Annotated in this window: 11 protein-coding genes and 2 tRNA genes; 10 read left to right on the top strand and 3 right to left on the bottom strand. The window is 52.3% G+C overall.

Annotated elements, in window-relative coordinates; genetic code table 11:
* Positions 1-41 precede the first annotated feature (41 nt).
* On the top strand, positions 42-2,417 hold the full coding sequence (locus tag HGKM_RS06545) for a cell wall-binding repeat-containing protein (RefSeq protein ID WP_019134539.1): 2,376 nt from the start codon (positions 42-44) through the stop codon (positions 2,415-2,417).
* A 184-nt stretch (positions 2,418-2,601) separates the two neighbouring features.
* Here the strand turns inward: HGKM_RS06545 and scfB are convergent, their stop codons facing one another.
* The 3 genes from scfB to HGKM_RS06535 all read right to left on the bottom strand — a co-directional run bounded on the left by scfB (position 2,602) and on the right by HGKM_RS06535 (position 5,856).
* Positions 2,602-4,059, bottom strand: a complete 1,458-nt coding sequence (gene scfB / locus HGKM_RS06540) for a thioether cross-link-forming SCIFF peptide maturase (RefSeq protein ID WP_019134537.1) — start codon at positions 4,057-4,059, stop codon at positions 2,602-2,604.
* 84 nt (positions 4,060-4,143) lie between these two features.
* Positions 4,144-4,287, bottom strand: coding sequence for a six-cysteine ranthipeptide SCIFF (gene scfA, locus HGKM_RS08605; protein ID WP_019134536.1), 144 nt, complete (start codon positions 4,285-4,287; stop codon positions 4,144-4,146).
* Positions 4,288-4,347: 60 nt separating this feature from the next.
* Complete coding sequence (locus HGKM_RS06535; protein WP_019134535.1) at positions 4,348-5,856, bottom strand: aminotransferase class I/II-fold pyridoxal phosphate-dependent enzyme; 1,509 nt, start codon at positions 5,854-5,856, stop codon at positions 4,348-4,350.
* 172 nt (positions 5,857-6,028) lie between these two features.
* On the opposite strand from HGKM_RS06535, the gene HGKM_RS06530 reads away from it, so the two are divergent.
* The 9 genes from HGKM_RS06530 (at position 6,029) to HGKM_RS09200 (ending at position 15,949) form a co-directional block, all read left to right on the top strand.
* The gene (locus HGKM_RS06530; RefSeq protein ID WP_019134534.1) at positions 6,029-7,792 is read left to right on the top strand and encodes an ABC transporter ATP-binding protein; all 1,764 of its coding nucleotides are present in this window, start codon (positions 6,029-6,031) and stop codon (positions 7,790-7,792) included.
* Positions 7,785-9,593, top strand: coding sequence for an ABC transporter ATP-binding protein (locus HGKM_RS06525; protein ID WP_019134533.1), 1,809 nt, complete (start codon positions 7,785-7,787; stop codon positions 9,591-9,593). Before HGKM_RS06530 ends, HGKM_RS06525 begins: the two co-directional genes overlap by 8 nt.
* Before the next feature lie 66 nt (positions 9,594-9,659).
* Positions 9,660-10,973, top strand: coding sequence for an RNA polymerase sigma factor (locus tag HGKM_RS06520; protein ID WP_019134532.1), 1,314 nt, complete (start codon positions 9,660-9,662; stop codon positions 10,971-10,973).
* A gap of 108 nt (positions 10,974-11,081) precedes the next feature.
* Positions 11,082-11,696 (top strand): VanZ family protein, encoded by a 615-nt coding sequence (locus tag HGKM_RS06515; RefSeq protein ID WP_019134531.1) that lies wholly within the window; start codon positions 11,082-11,084, stop codon positions 11,694-11,696.
* Positions 11,697-11,763: 67 nt separating this feature from the next.
* Positions 11,764-11,836, top strand: a tRNA-Gly gene (locus HGKM_RS06510).
* Between the two features lie 9 nt (positions 11,837-11,845).
* Positions 11,846-11,916: transfer RNA gene (locus HGKM_RS06505), tRNA-Cys, on the top strand.
* Between the two features lie 191 nt (positions 11,917-12,107).
* A complete protein-coding gene (hisS, locus tag HGKM_RS06500; protein WP_019134530.1) occupies positions 12,108-13,454 on the top strand; it encodes a histidine--tRNA ligase in 1,347 nt (448 codons plus the stop codon).
* Positions 13,455-13,774: 320 nt separating this feature from the next.
* Positions 13,775-15,682 (top strand): threonine--tRNA ligase, encoded by a 1,908-nt coding sequence (gene thrS / locus HGKM_RS06490; RefSeq protein WP_019134528.1) that lies wholly within the window; start codon positions 13,775-13,777, stop codon positions 15,680-15,682.
* Positions 15,683-15,703: 21 nt separating this feature from the next.
* On the top strand, positions 15,704-15,949 hold the full coding sequence (locus HGKM_RS09200; RefSeq protein WP_342633176.1) for a hypothetical protein: 246 nt from the start codon (positions 15,704-15,706) through the stop codon (positions 15,947-15,949).
* The last annotated feature ends 65 nt before the right edge of the window (positions 15,950-16,014 follow it).

Raw genomic sequence — 16,014 nt, 5'->3', positions numbered from 1 at the left:
TGTTCGATTCTCTTTGGAGAAGAAAAATAAGGAGGCAATGAATGAAAAAGTCTTGGCGAGGGCTTCTGTCCCTTGTATTGGCCTTGGCCCTGGTCCTACCTTTGGGTCTATCTGCCCATGCGGAGGAAGTCCCGGATAAGGAAAGGGTCATTACTGCACCGGGTCTAAAGGCGGGATCCGTTTCCGTTCCTTTCTATGGGAGTTTTGAAGACCTGAACAAGAATGACTATATGAACAAGGTCAATGGCTACCGGAAGGAAGCCATTGAAAAGGGGATTGTTGAGGGAAACTACCAAGCCCTGAAGTGGTCCAGTCAGCTGGAGGAGGCAGCTCGAATTCGAGCGGCAGAAATTACTCTTTCCTATGACCACAAGCGGCCCAATGGGGAGGAATTTTCTTCTGTACTTGAAGGAATCAATGCAGAGAATATTTCTAATGCCGATAGCTTGAAATTGGCCCTTGATGCCTTTTATGGGGAAAAAGAGGCCTATGAGAAAAAGGATGGAAGTAAATCTACCGCCCGCTATTCCAATATGGTGGATCCCGAGTTAAAATCCTTTGCCTTTGCCCGTTTCCAACGTAGTGATGGAAAGAGCGGGGTAGTGATGGTCTTTTCCACCAAGGAACCCACCAATGAAGGCCAGGCCTATAATTCCATGGGAAGCTACCGGGTCAACATTCCCGTTGCCGGCGCCAAGGCAACCAACCCTGAATTTGATAAATCCAAGATTGTCGTTACTGCAGGAACGGAACCCATTTTCCCCGAATTTGCCTGGGTAACCTATACGGGAGACCTCTTCCCCAACAAGACCTACAAGGTTTTAATGGCTATCGAATGGGAAAAATTTGACGCCTATAAGGATAATGCCGGCTACCAGGGCCGGATCATGGGAAAAGTGGCCGGGATAGATGTTTCCCTTCCTGTGGAAGTTCGTCCTGCAAAGTTAGAAAATTTTATTCTCCCTGACCTGATTGTGGTTACCAAGGGAACCAAGGTCGACGAACTCAACCTGCCCAAGGAAATCCGGGTCAAGTTTTCGAATAAAACAGAAAAGACCCTCCCCGTAGAGTGGAATTTGAAGGACTACCGGGAGCCCCGTCACTTGCCAGCCCAGAGGACCATTCAAGGACAGATTAAGTGGAATGATACAGCTTACTCTGTCCAAGCCAAGGCCCTGATTTTGCCGGAAGTGCCCGACTCGGTAAAAGTGGTCGTGAAAGAAGGAACAAATTATGTGGAGCCGACCGGGCGGATCCGTCTCTACAAAGGAGAAAAACTGAATACCCAGGACCGCTATCTCCTGACCTCCTTCCCATCAGAGGAAAATAAGGACCAGGCTTTGGCCATCAATAGCCAGTGGATCACCGGCTATGACCCCCAAAAATTAGGGGACCAGGACCTGGTTGTCGAACTCATGGGGAAGAAGGCGGTTCTAAAGATTCAGGTGGTTGAAGGCCCCAAGGTCGACCGGATCGGGGGATCTACCCGTTACACCACGGCGATTGAAGCTTCCAAGCGCTTCTTCCCATCCGGAGCAGATACCGTCTTGCTGGCCCGTGGAAGTGATTTTGCCGATGCCCTGACCGCAGCGCCTCTCGCAAAGGCCTTGAAGAGCCCCATTCTTTTGGCTGACGGTAAGGAAGTCTCCAAAGACCTTCAGGATGAGCTCAAGCGTCTGGAAGTCCAAAAGATTATTCTTATCGGTGGAAAGCTTGCTGTGTCCTCGGAAATTGAGGAAGCTCTGTCCAAGATGGATGGGGTAGAGGTGACCCGTTTATTCGGTGAAACCCGCTTTGAAACTTCCGCAAAGATTGCCAAGGCAGTCAAGGCCCTGAATGATAAGGACCAGGTAAAGACGGAAAAGGCCCTCCTGGCCTCGGGAATGATCGCTGCCGATGCCCTGTCCGCTTCCCCCTATGCCGCCTACAACCGCATGCCCATCCTGCTGACCCGGAAGGATAATCTGCCGAAAGAGGTCAGCCAGGTCATGAAGGATCTTAAACTCCAATCGATTGAACTATTGGGAGGAGATGTGGCCATCGATAACAAGGTCCAGGCAGAAGTAGGGAAGATAGTGACCAAGATGGAGAGGATCTACGGAGAAACCCGTTTTGAAACTTCCATCAAGATTGCAGAAAAATTCACTGGAAGAGATAGCCAAACGGTTTTCCTGGCTACCGGGATGAACTTTGCGGATGCCCTGGTCTTTGGCGCCATTGCCGGTGAAATCAAGGCGCCCATGATCCTGACCCGGCCGGAACGCCTGCCTGAGCAGACCAAGGATTACCTGACCCTGGTCCATCCTTCCCTGACCTATGTGGCCGGACTGGATTCTGCCGTCCATCAATCCGTTGAAAACGAACTTCGTCATTATGACAAGCTGGAAGTTTCTGATCCGTCCGGTGAAAATCAGTAGGGCTTGGACGAAGTAGATTAAACTTTCAAGTCGGTTTGGAAATAAAAAAGGGGCTGTATCAGAACGAGTAGATCGTTCGATACAGCCCCTTTTTTCGGCGAAAACTTCATTCCGGGGGGCCAAGCTGAGCCCCCCTTTCCGGCGAAAACCTCATTCCGGGGGGCCAAGTGGAGCCTTTTTCTTATTAATTTTGTCGGACCATTTGGTCTGCTTTCAAGGTTAAGGCGCATTCCATTCTTTTCCGGAAGAGTTGGCAGGAGAAGGGGACCGTGCCTTGTATAGTCCCGGAGGCGTGGTAGGCATTGGCTGCGCAACCGCCTGAACAGTAGAGTCTGGCCCAACAGTCCTGACATTCGGGCCGGGAATAGGTGTTGCAGGTTTTAAAATCCTTGATGATGGCATCCTTTTGGATCCCCTCAAAGACATTGCCGACGGTAAAGTTTTCATCGCCGACAAACTGATGGCAGGGGTAGAGATCTCCCCAGGGGGTGACCGCCATGTATTCTGTTCCGGAACCGCAGCCGGAGATCCGCTTATAGATGCAAGGGCCACCATCCAGGTTCATCATGAAATGGTAGAAGACGAAAGGACGGTCGCGGTCGTCCATGTCCTCTACTGATCCACCCTTTCGAATAACTTCATCGGCTAAGCGGTCCCGTCGGAGCATTTCGTCGGTCAGGAGGTCGTATTGAGACTCCAGGATGGGGAGGTCCTTTTCGGAGAGCATGTAGTCCTCCTCAGGGTCTCCAATAACAGGCTCCATGGAGAGGCGGTGGAAGCCAAGGTTGGCCATATGGAGGATATCCTGATAGAAGTCCGGGTTCTTTCCCGTATAGGTTCCTCGGATATAGTATTCCTTCTCTCCGCGGGACCGGACAAAGTCCTGGAATTTGGGGACGATGGTGTCGTAGGACCCTCTCCCGTCAATCCGGTGGCGGAGGCGGTCATGGACTTCCTTCCGGCCATCCAAAGAGAGGACGACATTATGCATGTGTTTGTTGAGAAAGTCGCTCACCTCCTTGTCTAAAAGGAGGCCATTGGTGGTGAAGGTGTAGCGGAAATTCTTGTCCTGCTTTTCCGCCTGAGAATCGGCATAGGCCACAGTCTCCTTGACCACATCCCAGTTGAGCATGGGCTCGCCACCGAAAAAGTCGATATCAAGGTTTCGGTGACTTCCAGAATTCTCAATCAAAAAATCGATGGCTTGCTTGGCTACCTCCAAAGACATGATGGCCCGTTCGCCATGGTACTTCCCCTGGGAGGCAAAGCAGTAGTCACAGTCCAGGTTGCAGGTATGGGCGACATTGAGGCAGAGGGCCTTGACCTGGGTTTTTCTTTGGGTCAGGTCAAGGGAGAGGTCCGCATAGGTATCCCGGCTGAAGAGGGAGCCTTCGTCAACCAGGGAGCGGATTTCCTCCCTGATCCCCTCAAGATCTCCGGCGGCTAGGTTGGGAAATTCTTGAGCCAAATCCCGGACAAGAGAGGCCCAATGATCATCGGTCAGGCCCTGTGTCGGATTGTCCGGAAATTTCCGGTTGATCCATTCGATCGCTTGGAAGCTGGGAGGATCGACAAGGTGGACACCACCGGAATAGGTGTCCACAACGATATGGTAACCATGACTGATAAAGGTATGAATCATGGGTGTCCTTTCTATCCATCTTTTTTCCATGAAAAAAGCCACTCCAAAGAGTGGCCAATTTCATTGTTAAAATGAAAATGGAAGTTACTTGACTTTTTCACAGTCCTGGTTGGCAACGCCACAGGAGGTCTTGCAGGCGGATTGGCAGGAGGTTTGGCATTCGCCGCAACCGCCGTCCTTTTGGCTCTGCTTCAGGTTTCTTGTATGTAGGCTTAAAATATGCTTCATGATGGATTCCTTTCCGAGTAAATTGAAGAAATAACTGTCTTTATTGTAGCTTTTTTGTCCTCATTCGTCAATCGATCGGAGGACCTGGATTTGGCGGGGGAAGAGTCCCCGGTCTGACCGGTAGTCCTGGCCATACCTGACCCATTCCTCCATGCAGGCCAGCCAGGCGTCCGTAATCCTTTCCCCGGGGAGGAGGATGGGGATTCCGGGGGGATAGGCCCAAACGGATTCGCCGGCAATCTTTCCCTCCGCCTCTCCTGCCCTGATGATCTCCATGGGCCGGTCAAGGGCCTGGTCGATCTCCATAGCCTTCGGAGGAAGGGGAAAGTTAGGGAGGGAGGGGGCGGTTTCCGCCGGATGGACCTGGCGGTCCAGGTCCAGGAGGGCCTGGGCAAGGCGGTCCAAGTCGCCGGGCTCATTTCCGATCGAGGGCATGGCCAGGATCAAGGGTCCCAGGGTCATCTCAAATTCAAAGCCCATTTTGCGGAGTGCCAGGGTGACCTCCTGTCCGCTTTCCCGGGTTTTCTGGCAGGAGAGGAGAATTTTTAAAGGATCTCCGGGGCCAGGAAGGTCAACGATCTGGAGGAATTTGAGATCACGAACCCGGTCTCGGAAGTCCCGGATTTCAATAAGTAGCCGGTCCAAGTCCTCCAACCCCTTATTTTCCATATAATTCAGGCAGGCATCCATGGAGGCCATCAAAGGATGGGAGGGGGAAGAGGTCTCAAAGATAGAGAGGTTTCGGGCCAGTTCCGCCGGATCTACCCGGTCGCCGCAGTGGACCAGGGCGGCCGGAGTCAGGGCAGGGAGAGTTTTGTGGAGGCTCTCCACCACCAGGTCAGCCCCCGCCGACAAGGCCTCGGAATAGTGGCCCTTGCCCAGGCGGTTGAGGTAGGTCAGGTGGGCCCCATGGGCCTGGTCCACCATGAGGAGGGCTCCGTAGTCATGGCAGACCTTGACCATGGCTTCCAGGTCGGATATGGCCCCCTCAAAGGTGGGTGAGGTTACCAGGACCAGCTTGACATCCTTTTCTTCTTCCAGCCGTCTTTTCAGGAGGTCAGGATCCGGGTCAAGATATAGAGGGAGGTCGGCTTGGAGCCTGGGGAGGAGGTAGGCTCCCCTTAGGCCTAAAATCTCCAGGCCATGATAGACCGACCGGTGGGATCCCCGGGAAAGGAGGACCTTATCCCCCCGGCGAGTCAGGGTCCTCATCCCGGAGAGGATGCCGGCGGTGGATCCGGCAATGGAGAAGAAGGAAGCCCGAGCTCCCCGGGACCGGGCTAATTCCTCCTGGGCTTCTTTGAGCCTGCCGGAGGGGTGGTGGAGGTCAGCCATCCCGGCGGTTTCCGTCATATCCAGGGCATAGGGAAGGACCGTCCCGAACTTCCGGGTGTTTTGCTTGTGGCCCGGCATATGGAAGGGGATGATCCCGCTAACTCCATAGGAGAGAATGGCATCCAGAAGATGGTCATAGCTTCTGTTGGGGTCCCACTTCTCCGGAGTAGGGAGGGGATTTTTATGGTTGGAGGGCTTAGCTACAGGTCCCCTAAAAGATCTTTGATCCGTCATCATTTTTCCTTTCCGACAAGTCCCGGCGTCTTGGGGCTTTTTATATTCACGACAAGTATAGCCCTTGCGGATAAAAAAACAAGAAAAAATCCACTATAGGTGGTATGATGGCTGTATCGTATTTTTTTGACTCCATTGATTCGTCTGAAGAAAATCAAGAGAAAGGACCCCTATGCACGCCTATCGAACGATCCTTCCCTTTCTAAAAAAGAATTACTGGCATTATATTATCGGCATTGTGGTATTGATGGTCGTAGACTTTGCCAACTTGCTCATTCCACAAATCTTCCGGTCATTCGCCGACCTGACCACCACCGGTCAGCTGACGGAGGAGAGCCTCATGGCCCTCATCCTCCGCCTCATCCTTATCGGCGCCGTCATGGTGGTTGGGCGATTCATCTGGCGGACCCAGATTTTCGGGACAGCTCGGAGGATGGACTATTGGCTCCGCGACAAGCTCTTCCAAAAGTACCTCAGCCTTGATACCGATTACTTCAATAAGAACCGGACCGGTGACCTCATGGCCCGGGCAACCAACGACATCTCTGCCGTCCGGGACTCCATGGGCGGGGGCGTCATGATGGTCATCGACTCCCTCTTTATGACGATTTTTACCGTAGTCATGATGGTCTCGACGGCGGGGCTGCTGACGACCGCTGTTGCCCTGGTTTCCCTGCCTTTTTTAGTGGTGGCTGTAGTGAAAATTATTCGTCCCCTTAACCGCCGGTCCCGGGTCGTTCAGGACACTTTCGGTGAACTGACCACCGAAGTCCAGGAGAACCTCTCCGGCATCCGGGTCATTAAAGCCTTTGCTATCGAAGACAACCGGTCCCGGTCCTTTGAGGCCATCAATGAAAAATATTCCGACAAGGTCATGGACCTCAACCGTATCGATGGCCTATTCGACCCCATGATCACCCTGATTTCCGGTTTTTCCTTTTTCGTCTTTATTATTTACGGGGCAAAGGGGGCCCTCTCCGGGACCATCACCGTGGGATCCTTTGTTGCCATCATCCAGTACCTGGACCTGATCATCTGGCCCCTGATTGCCATGGGCCTGGTCATCTCCCAGTTCCAAAGAGGAGTCACCTCATTGGAAAGGCTCAATGAGATCTTCCGGACCCGGCCCAAGGTCCGGGAAAATGAATTTGCTACAGAACTCATGGACCCCAAGGGGAGGGTGGAATTCAAAAAGGTCTCCTTCCGCTATGGTCCGGACAGCCCCTGGATCCTACAGGATGTCTCCTTCACTTTGGAGCCGGGTCATAGCCTGGCTATCCTGGGTAGGACCGGGTCCGGGAAGTCCACATTAATCAACCTCCTCCTCCGCCGTTTTGATGTGACGGAGGGAGAAATTTTAGTCGATGGGGTGGATATTCGAAACCTGACCTTCGAATCCCTCTACCGGGTCTTCGGGGTGGTGGCCCAGGAGTCCTTCCTCTTCTCCCGGCCCATCGACGCCAATATCGCCTTTTCCTCGGATGATTTGGATGAGGACCGGGTCCGTCGGGCGGCGGAATTTGCCCAGGTTGATAAGGATATTGAAGCCATGCCCATGGGTTATGAATCCATGGTCGGGGAGAGGGGGGTTACCCTGTCCGGTGGCCAGCAACAGAGGGTTTCCATCGCCCGGGCCTACTACAAGGATGCCCCCGTCCTGATTATGGATGACTCTCTTTCTGCGGTGGATACTGAAACGGAATCCCGAATTTTGGGCCAACTTGCCCAGCACAAAAAAGGGTTGATTATGGTCTCCCAGCGGATCTCCACGGTGGAGAGCCTGGAAGAAATCATCGTCATCGAAGACGGGAGAATCAGCCAGCGAGGCAGCCATGCCGACCTGGTCAGCCAGGAGGGCTTCTACAAGGAACTCTACCACCTCCAACTCCTGGAATCCCGCGCTCGCTCTTACGGAAAGGAGGAAGCCCATGCCTGAAATGGAAAAAGAACAGGGTTGGAAAAAGACGGATAATCATACTTTCAAGCGGCTCATGGCCTATGCCAAGCCCTATTGGGCCTGGTTCCTCCTGGTTTTCAGTTTGATCTTCGTCGCCATTGCCATGCGCCTGGTCCAGCCTCGGATTATCCAAACCCTCATCGACCAGGACCTCTCCGTCCTTGCCAACCCGGGGGCGGATGCCCCGGCCAAGGACCTGGCCATGGAAGGGGCCATCAGAAAAGCTCTGATCTACCTGGCTATGGTTCTGGGGATGTTCGTCATCAACTACCTGGGCTTCATCCTGACCCAGAAAACCGCCCAGCGGATCATCCGGGAAATTCGTTCGGATATTTATAACCATATCCTGGGCCTATCCATGAAGTTTTTCGACGACCATGCCATCGGGTCCCTGGTCACCCGGGCCACGAACGACCCTGAAGCCATCAATGAAATGTTCACCTATGTCCTGGTTTCCCTCTTCCAGTCTCTATTCACCTTTGCCGGGATTGTCATCATCATGTATTCCATGGATGCCCGCCTGGCCACTTTTGTGGTCCTCCTGACCCCCTTTATTGTGGCCATATCGGTCATCTTCCGGCGGAAGATCCGGGTTGTCTATAAAAAAGAAAGGGAAACCCTCTCCCTACTTAACACAAAGCTGTCCGAGAACCTATCTGGAATCTTTGAAATCCAGACCTTCAACGAAGAAGAGGGGATCTACCGGGAATTTGACGAGATTAACCAAAAGTACTACCGGCTGGGACGAACGGAGATTCTGGGTTTTGCCATTTACCGGCCGGCCATCGAAATCGTTCGGACAACGGGCCTGGCTCTCCTCCTTTGGTTCGGAGGTCTGGCTCAAATGAAGGGCCTGATCACTTTCGGTCTGGTCTATGCCTTCATTGACTACATCCAGCAATTCTTCCGGCCCATCCTGGAGATGGCCATGACCTTCAACGTCATCCAATATGCCATGACTTCGGCCAACCGGGTCTTCCACCTCCTAGACCAGGAGGCGGATATTGAGTCGGGAGACCGGCCCCTTCCCCGAGAATCCATTCGTGGGGCTATCGAATTCGACCATGTTTGGTTCCGCTACGATGAGGAGGGGGAGTGGATCCTCAAGGATGTCTCCTTTACGGTGGAGTCCGGTCAATTTGTCGCCTTTGTGGGCGCTACCGGCGCCGGGAAGTCCACCATCATGAGCCTGATTTCCCGATTCTATGACGTTCAAAAAGGAAGAATCCTCTTGGACGGGGTAGATGTCAAGGAATATCAATTAACCGACCTCCGACGGGCTGTGGGATTGGTCCAGCAGGATGTCTTCCTCTTTACCGGGGATATTATCGGCAATATCCGGGTGGGCAGGGAAAGCGTGGACCGGGAGGCGGCCTATGAAGCGGCCAAGCTGGTCCGGGCCGATGAATTTATCAAGAAGCTGCCTAAGAACTATGATGAGCCGGTTACCGAGAGGGGGTCCACCCTGTCCGCCGGCCAGCGTCAGCTCCTCTCCTTTGCCCGGACCGTTGCCGACCGTCCCCCCGTTTTGATTCTTGATGAAGCCACCTCCAACATCGATACGGAAACGGAAACCCTGATCCAGGAGGCCATCCAAAACATGTCCACTGATCGGACCATGCTGGCTGTGGCCCACCGAATTTCCACCATTGCCGGTGCGGATAAGATCATCGTCATGCACCATGGAAAAATTGCCGAAGAGGGGACCAGGGAGGAACTGATCGAGAAAAACGGTCTTTTCCGGGTCCTTTATGACCTCCAATATGCCGAAAGGGTATAAGCGAACTGGGAAATTCATGTATAATATAAATAATGAATGATGATGATTAGTGAGGAGGGACATCAGATGGCAAACGATGGACAAGGTCGAAATCACCCGTTTTCTCGAAAATTGAGGAACTTAGCCTACCAGGCAGCCTTCCAACATTGCCACCAGGAGATCCTGGCGGAGGAAGCTGCCCACCATACGCTTCAACAAGTCAGTCGGAAGGAGACCTGGTTCTCCGGCCAGACGCCCCTGGACCAAAAGGGCTTCATTGGCCTGGTTGCCACTTATTATGCTCTAAAGGATAAGGCGGAGGAGACGCCCGTCGAGGATGGAGAGAAAGAGGAATCGGAAGAGCTGGGAAAAGCGGATCCCGATAAGCTGGTTTCCACCTACCAGATGGCCCTCCAGGAGATGCCGGCTAGGGAAAAAGCTCTTTTCCTCCTGGCTGTTCACTTCCGTCTTTCCGATGAGGAAATCGCCAAGCTGGTCGCCCAATCCACCGGACAGATTTCTCGGGAAATCGAAAGAATTTCCGAGCAGCTGTCCAACCGGGTCCAAGACGACGAGGTGGAACCCACCCTTCGCCGGACCTCCATGCAGAAAGCCTGCGCCTTCCAGGTCAAGAGCCTGGTGGACCGTTTAGAGGCTTTTGCCTCCTTGAATGAACATACCTTTTCTTCGGATGTAGTCCCGGACCCCCAGGCACCGGTTTACCGTCCTGTAGACCGGCCGGTCTCCAGACAGGACCACCCTCAAAGGAGGGAGAAGGGTAGGGGTGATTCCCCGTCCAACTGGACCTTCTCGCCCACGGCCAAGTCCGCCTCCTCTCCCCGGTCCAAGGACCAGACCAAGGTGGCCACCAAGTCGGCCTACTATATTTCCGGGATCCTTGCTATCCTTGTCCTCCTGGTCTTAGCCCGTTTCACCATATTAAAGCCCAAGGACCAGGGAAGATTGGCTTCCTCAGACCAAAGCTCCACCAGTGAAGAAGTGGCCCAATCCTCCTCCGAGGAGGCACCGGTCACCCGGCAAACCCGTTCCGTCCCCAGCCGCTACTATGGAGCCTATGACAACACCATCCTCTTCGTCGATCCTGAAAACAATACGGTTTTTGAATTCCCCAAGGGAGGGGAAGTCAAGAAGATCCTGAACATTGATGAGGCGGCTTCCCAGCATGGCGGAATCCACCACATCGGAAAGGTGGATGACACCATCTACCTGGCCTTTATGGATGGAAAAGCCGGCCATATTTCCGGAGAACCGGCAGAATTAACCTTGGAACCCTATTGGCAGAAAGCCTGGTTTGAAGGACAGCTTGAGGGCCAGCCCCGGCTGGATGAGCCCTTGATTTACGATGGGGTGGCCTATCAGTTTGAAGATAAAGAGGACTAGTTCTCCTTAATCCAAGAGTTTTCATATAAACACCTGACCACCCCCGTCCTTCTTTGGGCGGGAGGTGGCTTTTTTGGAATAGTTTTTCACCTTAATGGAGTATTCATTATGAAAATAGATAGTGGGTTGCTAACCGATTTTATTATTTCCATACCATTTATTGTCTATTTCCTTCATCAGATACGCTCAAAATCGAAGTACTATATTTTCAAGTGTTTTGTTATATCTTTTTTGTGTTTTTACACCATTCTACTTGTGAAATACGCGGTTTTTCCCATTTATATCAGCGGATCCATTAAGGAAATGATGCGGGAAGAATTATCATTCTCTGAGAGTCTAGCTGAAAATATAAATTTAATCCCCTTTGTTAGGGGTTGGTATCCTAAAGATTTTATATTAAATATTATCATGACCCTACCATTAGGTGTTTTATTACCCTGCCTAATTAAAGGGATGACAAGGAAATCAATGACAATAGTTGGCTTAGGGGTTGGTATCGCTATTGAGCTGGTTCAGTTTTTGATATTCTTATTTCAGGGCTTCACATTCAGAGACATCAATATTAACGATAGTCTTGCCAATGCTATTGGTGTGATCATTGGATTTGCCATTTATACTTTCGCAGTCAGAATATTCATCGAGGAAACAAAAAGCACGCAAATAAAGACTTTGCGCATGGTTAGAAATTTTTTAATCGATCAAGGTCAATTTACAGACGGATAGGCCTTGTAAAAATGACTTGAAAGGGAAGTATAAATAGTGTAAACTAGAAAAGTATGATTCATTGATTGCGGTAGTAGCTCAGTTGGTAGAGCATCAGCTTCCCAAGCTGGGGGTCGCGAGTTCGAGCCTCGTCTACCGCTCTGTATCATGGCGAAGTAGCCAAGTGGTAAGGCAAAGGTCTGCAACACCTCTACCACCGGTTCGAATCCGGTCTTCGCCTTCATCAAGACCTGTGAAGAAGCTTCACAGGTCTTTTTTTGCTTATGGGGCATGGAAGCCGCCGGCATGCCCTTCTTCCCATGGGCCAACTTTTTTTTTGACGGCAGCTTTGGTATAATTTAGCCATCAATTGGGAGGAAAACTTTTTTTGAAAAAGGTGGCCTGCCACCTTTTCCTAGATGGGAGATGAGTATGGATATTATTCAACCGAGTATTCTTTCCGGCTTCATGGAGCTTCTTCCGGAGGACCAGGTCCGCTTCAACCGGATGAAGGCCATTGTCGAGAAGAACTTTCAGGCCTTCGGCTTTTGGCCCCTGGATACCCCGGCCATTGAAAAAACGGAAATTCTCTTTTCCAAGGGTGGGGGAGAGACGGCCAAGCAGGTCTTCCGCATTGAACGGGATGACCACTCCCAGGACCAGGCCCTTCGATTCGACCTTACCGTTCCCCTGGCTCGTTATGTGGCCCAGCACAATGCGGATCTGGCCTTCCCCTTCCGCCGCTATCAGATTTCCAAGGTTTGGCGGGGAGAGCGGTCCCAGAAGGGTCGCTATCGGGAGTTTTATCAGGCTGATATTGACATCATCGGCCGCCAGTCCCTTTCTCTTTGGAACGATGCTGAGGTTCCGGCGGTCATCTACAATATCTTCAAGGATATGGGCTTGACCCAGGCCTGCTTCCACATCAACAACCGGAGGCTTTTAAATGGCTTCTTCCTCTCCATTGGGGTGGAGGACCTGGAGGAGACCCTCCGGGCTGTGGATAAGCTGGGTAAGATCGGGAAAGAAGGGGTTCAGGAGATCCTGGAGGATCTGGGACAGACCTCGGACCAGATCGACCGGATCTTCCACTTCATCGAGGATGCCGGGTCCAACGAAAAGACCATCGACAAGCTTCGGGCCATGAATGAATCCGGAGAAATGAAGGAGGAGTTCAGCCGGGGCTTTGAGGACTTCGTCGAAGTCTACAACCACATGCAGGCCCTGGGCATTCCCACAGACAACATCAAAATCGACCTCTCCATTACCCGGGGGTTGGACTATTATACGGGCATGGTCTATGAGACCTTTATTAAGGGTCATGAATCCATCGGCTCGGTTTGTTCGGGAGGACGCTATGACAACCTCTCTTCCAACTTCTCCAATGAGAACTTCCCGGGGGTGGGCATATCGATCGGCTTGACCCGGCTCTTCTACCAGCTCAGCCAGGCCAATTTGGTGAACTGGGGAGAGGATCAATTCATCCGGGCCCTCATCCTTCCCATGTCGGAAGAAGACGGGGATTTTGCCGTCTCGGTCCTAAACCAACTCCGGGCGGAAGGCGTGACCTGCCAGCTCTATACGGAAAGCGGGAAGATGAAGAAGAAATTCTCCTATGCGGATAAGTTGGGCGCCGGCTATGCCATCATCATCGGTGAAGCGGAGAGGGAATCCGGAAAGATCTCCATGAAAAACCTGACGACCGGGGACCAATCCACCTACAGCATTGAAGAAGCTGTCCGGCTTTTGGCGGATTTGGATGAGGCCGATGAGCGATAAGGAAAGATTCATTTCAAGAAATCTTGTCAAGCCCTGGCCAAATGAGTATAATAGCAATATCTGAATATGGTGAGTTGACGAGAAGAGTAAGCACCAGGAGCGGAAAAACAGAGAGATGGGCCAAGGCTGAGAGTCCTATCCAAAGTTCGGTGTCTGAAGACCACCTCCGATCACCGCTGGAATGAAGAATAAAGTAGGGTGGAACCACGATGACGATCGTCCCTATACGACCGTCATCGTGTTTTTTTATGGACTGAATGGCTCCCCGACCCATCTAGTCCCCTTACCGATGAATCGGGAATTTTCGGAAAGGAAGCGCCATGAAAATTATTTGTAAGGATGGATCAGAATTAGAACTTCAGGAAGGGGCTTCGGCTCTGGATGGAGCCAAGGCCATTTCCGAGGGCCTGGCCCGGAATGCCCTGGCGGCAAAAATCAATGGGGAAGATGCCGATATTCGCGACGTCTTATCTGACGGAGACCGGCTGGAAATTGCTACTTTTGACGATGACCTGGGCAAGCACGCCTTCCGCCATTCCTCCTCCCACCTCCTGGCCCAAGCGGTTACCCGCCTCTATCCCAAGGCACAGTTTGCCATTGGACCGGCCATTAAAGACGGCTTTTATTATGACATCGACTTCGGCGAGGATGTCTTGACAGAAGAGGACCTGGCCAAGATTGAAGAAGAAATGCAGAAAATTGTCCGGGAAAAACTGGACATCGTCCGCTTTTCCAAACCCCGCCAGGAAGCGATCGATTATTGGAAAGAACACAATCAACCCTACAAGGTAGAGCTGATTGAAGACCTGCCGGAAGAGGAAGAAGTTTCCTTCTACCAGCAGGGGGACTTTATCGACCTCTGCGCCGGCCCCCATATCCAGAACACCGGAGAAATCAAGGCCTTCAAGTTGACTTCGCTGGCCGGTGCATATTGGAGGGGCGATGAGCACAACAAGATGCTGACCCGGATCTACGGCGTCTCCTTTCCCAAGAAGAAACTCCTGGATGAATACCTGGAACGACTGGAAGAAGCCAAAAAGCGTGACCACCGGAAGATCGGCAAGGAAATGGGCCTCTTCACCTTCATGGAAGAGGGTCCCGGCTTCCCCTTCTTCCTCCCCAACGGGATGGTCATTAAAAATGAGCTGATTGACTACTGGAGAGAGATCCATAGAAAAGCGGATTACCTGGAAATCTCCACCCCCCAGATCCTCAACCGCAAGCTCTGGGAGACTTCGGGTCACTGGGACCACTACCGGGAGAACATGTATACCACCAAGATCGATGGGGAAGACTACGCCATCAAACCCATGAACTGCCCGGGTTCCGTTTTGGTTTACAATTCCCAGCCCCACTCCTACCGTGACCTACCCCTTCGCTTGGCGGAGCTGGGCAATGTCTACCGCCATGAGCTTTCCGGCGCCCTCCACGGCCTCTTCCGGGTCCGGAACTTCACCCAGGACGATGCCCATATCTTCCTGGCTATGGATCAAATTGAAGATGAGGTCAAGCGGATTTGCGACCTGATCGATATGGTCTACAAAAAGATGGGCTTCAAGTACACCATCGAGCTTTCCACCCGTCCGGAGGATTCCATGGGAACCGATGAGGAGTGGGAAGGGGCCACCAATGCTCTGAAGGGGGCCTTGGAGCATATGGGCAAGGAATACACCATCAACGAGGGCGACGGCGCCTTCTATGGTCCTAAGATTGACTTCCAGTTGGAAGATACCATCGGAAGAACCTGGCAGTGCGGAACGGTCCAGCTGGACTTCCAGTTGCCCCAGCGCTTCGAGGCTGAATACATCGGTCAGGACGGCGAAAAACACCGCCCCGTCCTCATCCACCGGGTGGTCCTGGGCTCCATCGAGCGCTTTATCGGGATCCTGATTGAAGAGTATGCCGGGAACTTCCCCCTCTGGTTGGCCCCGGTTCAAGTGGAACTGATCCCGGTCAACAATAAGGCCCACGGAGACTATGCCAAGAAGATGAAGGAAGAACTTGAAGCGGTCGGTGGCCGGGTTAACCTGGACCTTCGTGAAGAGACCCTTGGCAAGAAGATCCGCGATGCCCAGCTGGCCAAGACCTCCTTCCAGATCGTGGTCGGGGATGATGAGGTGGAAAACAAGACCGTCTCCATCCGCCGTCATGGGGAGAAAGATAGCGAAACCATTCCCTTTGAAGAATTCAAGGCCTGGCTGAAGGAGCAGATTACCCAGCGAATCTAAGACCCTGAAGGGGCATGTACGATGAAGATTTTACTCTATGCCAGGGACTACGAAAAGGTCAAGCAATCCGGGGTGGGCAAGGCGATCGATCATCAGAAAAAAGCTTTAAGCCGGGTCGGCTGCAATTTTACCACCGATGAGACGGAGGATTTTGACCTGGTTCATATCAATACGGTTTTTCCTGCCTCTGTGCGCTTTGCCCGAAAAGCCCACCGGATGGGCAAAAAAAGTGGTCTACCATGCCCACTCCACCAAGGAGGATTTTAAAAACTCCTTTATTTTCAGCAATCAGCTGGCCCTGCTATTTAAACGGTGGCTGATCCATTGTTATA

The sequence above is a fragment of the Kallipyga massiliensis ph2 genome, from assembly GCF_000311985.1.
GTDB classification, from domain to species: domain Bacteria; phylum Bacillota; class Clostridia; order Tissierellales; family Peptoniphilaceae; genus Kallipyga; species Kallipyga massiliensis.
Note: the sequence above shows the minus strand (reverse complement) of the source record. Positions and strands in the feature narration are given on the sequence as shown.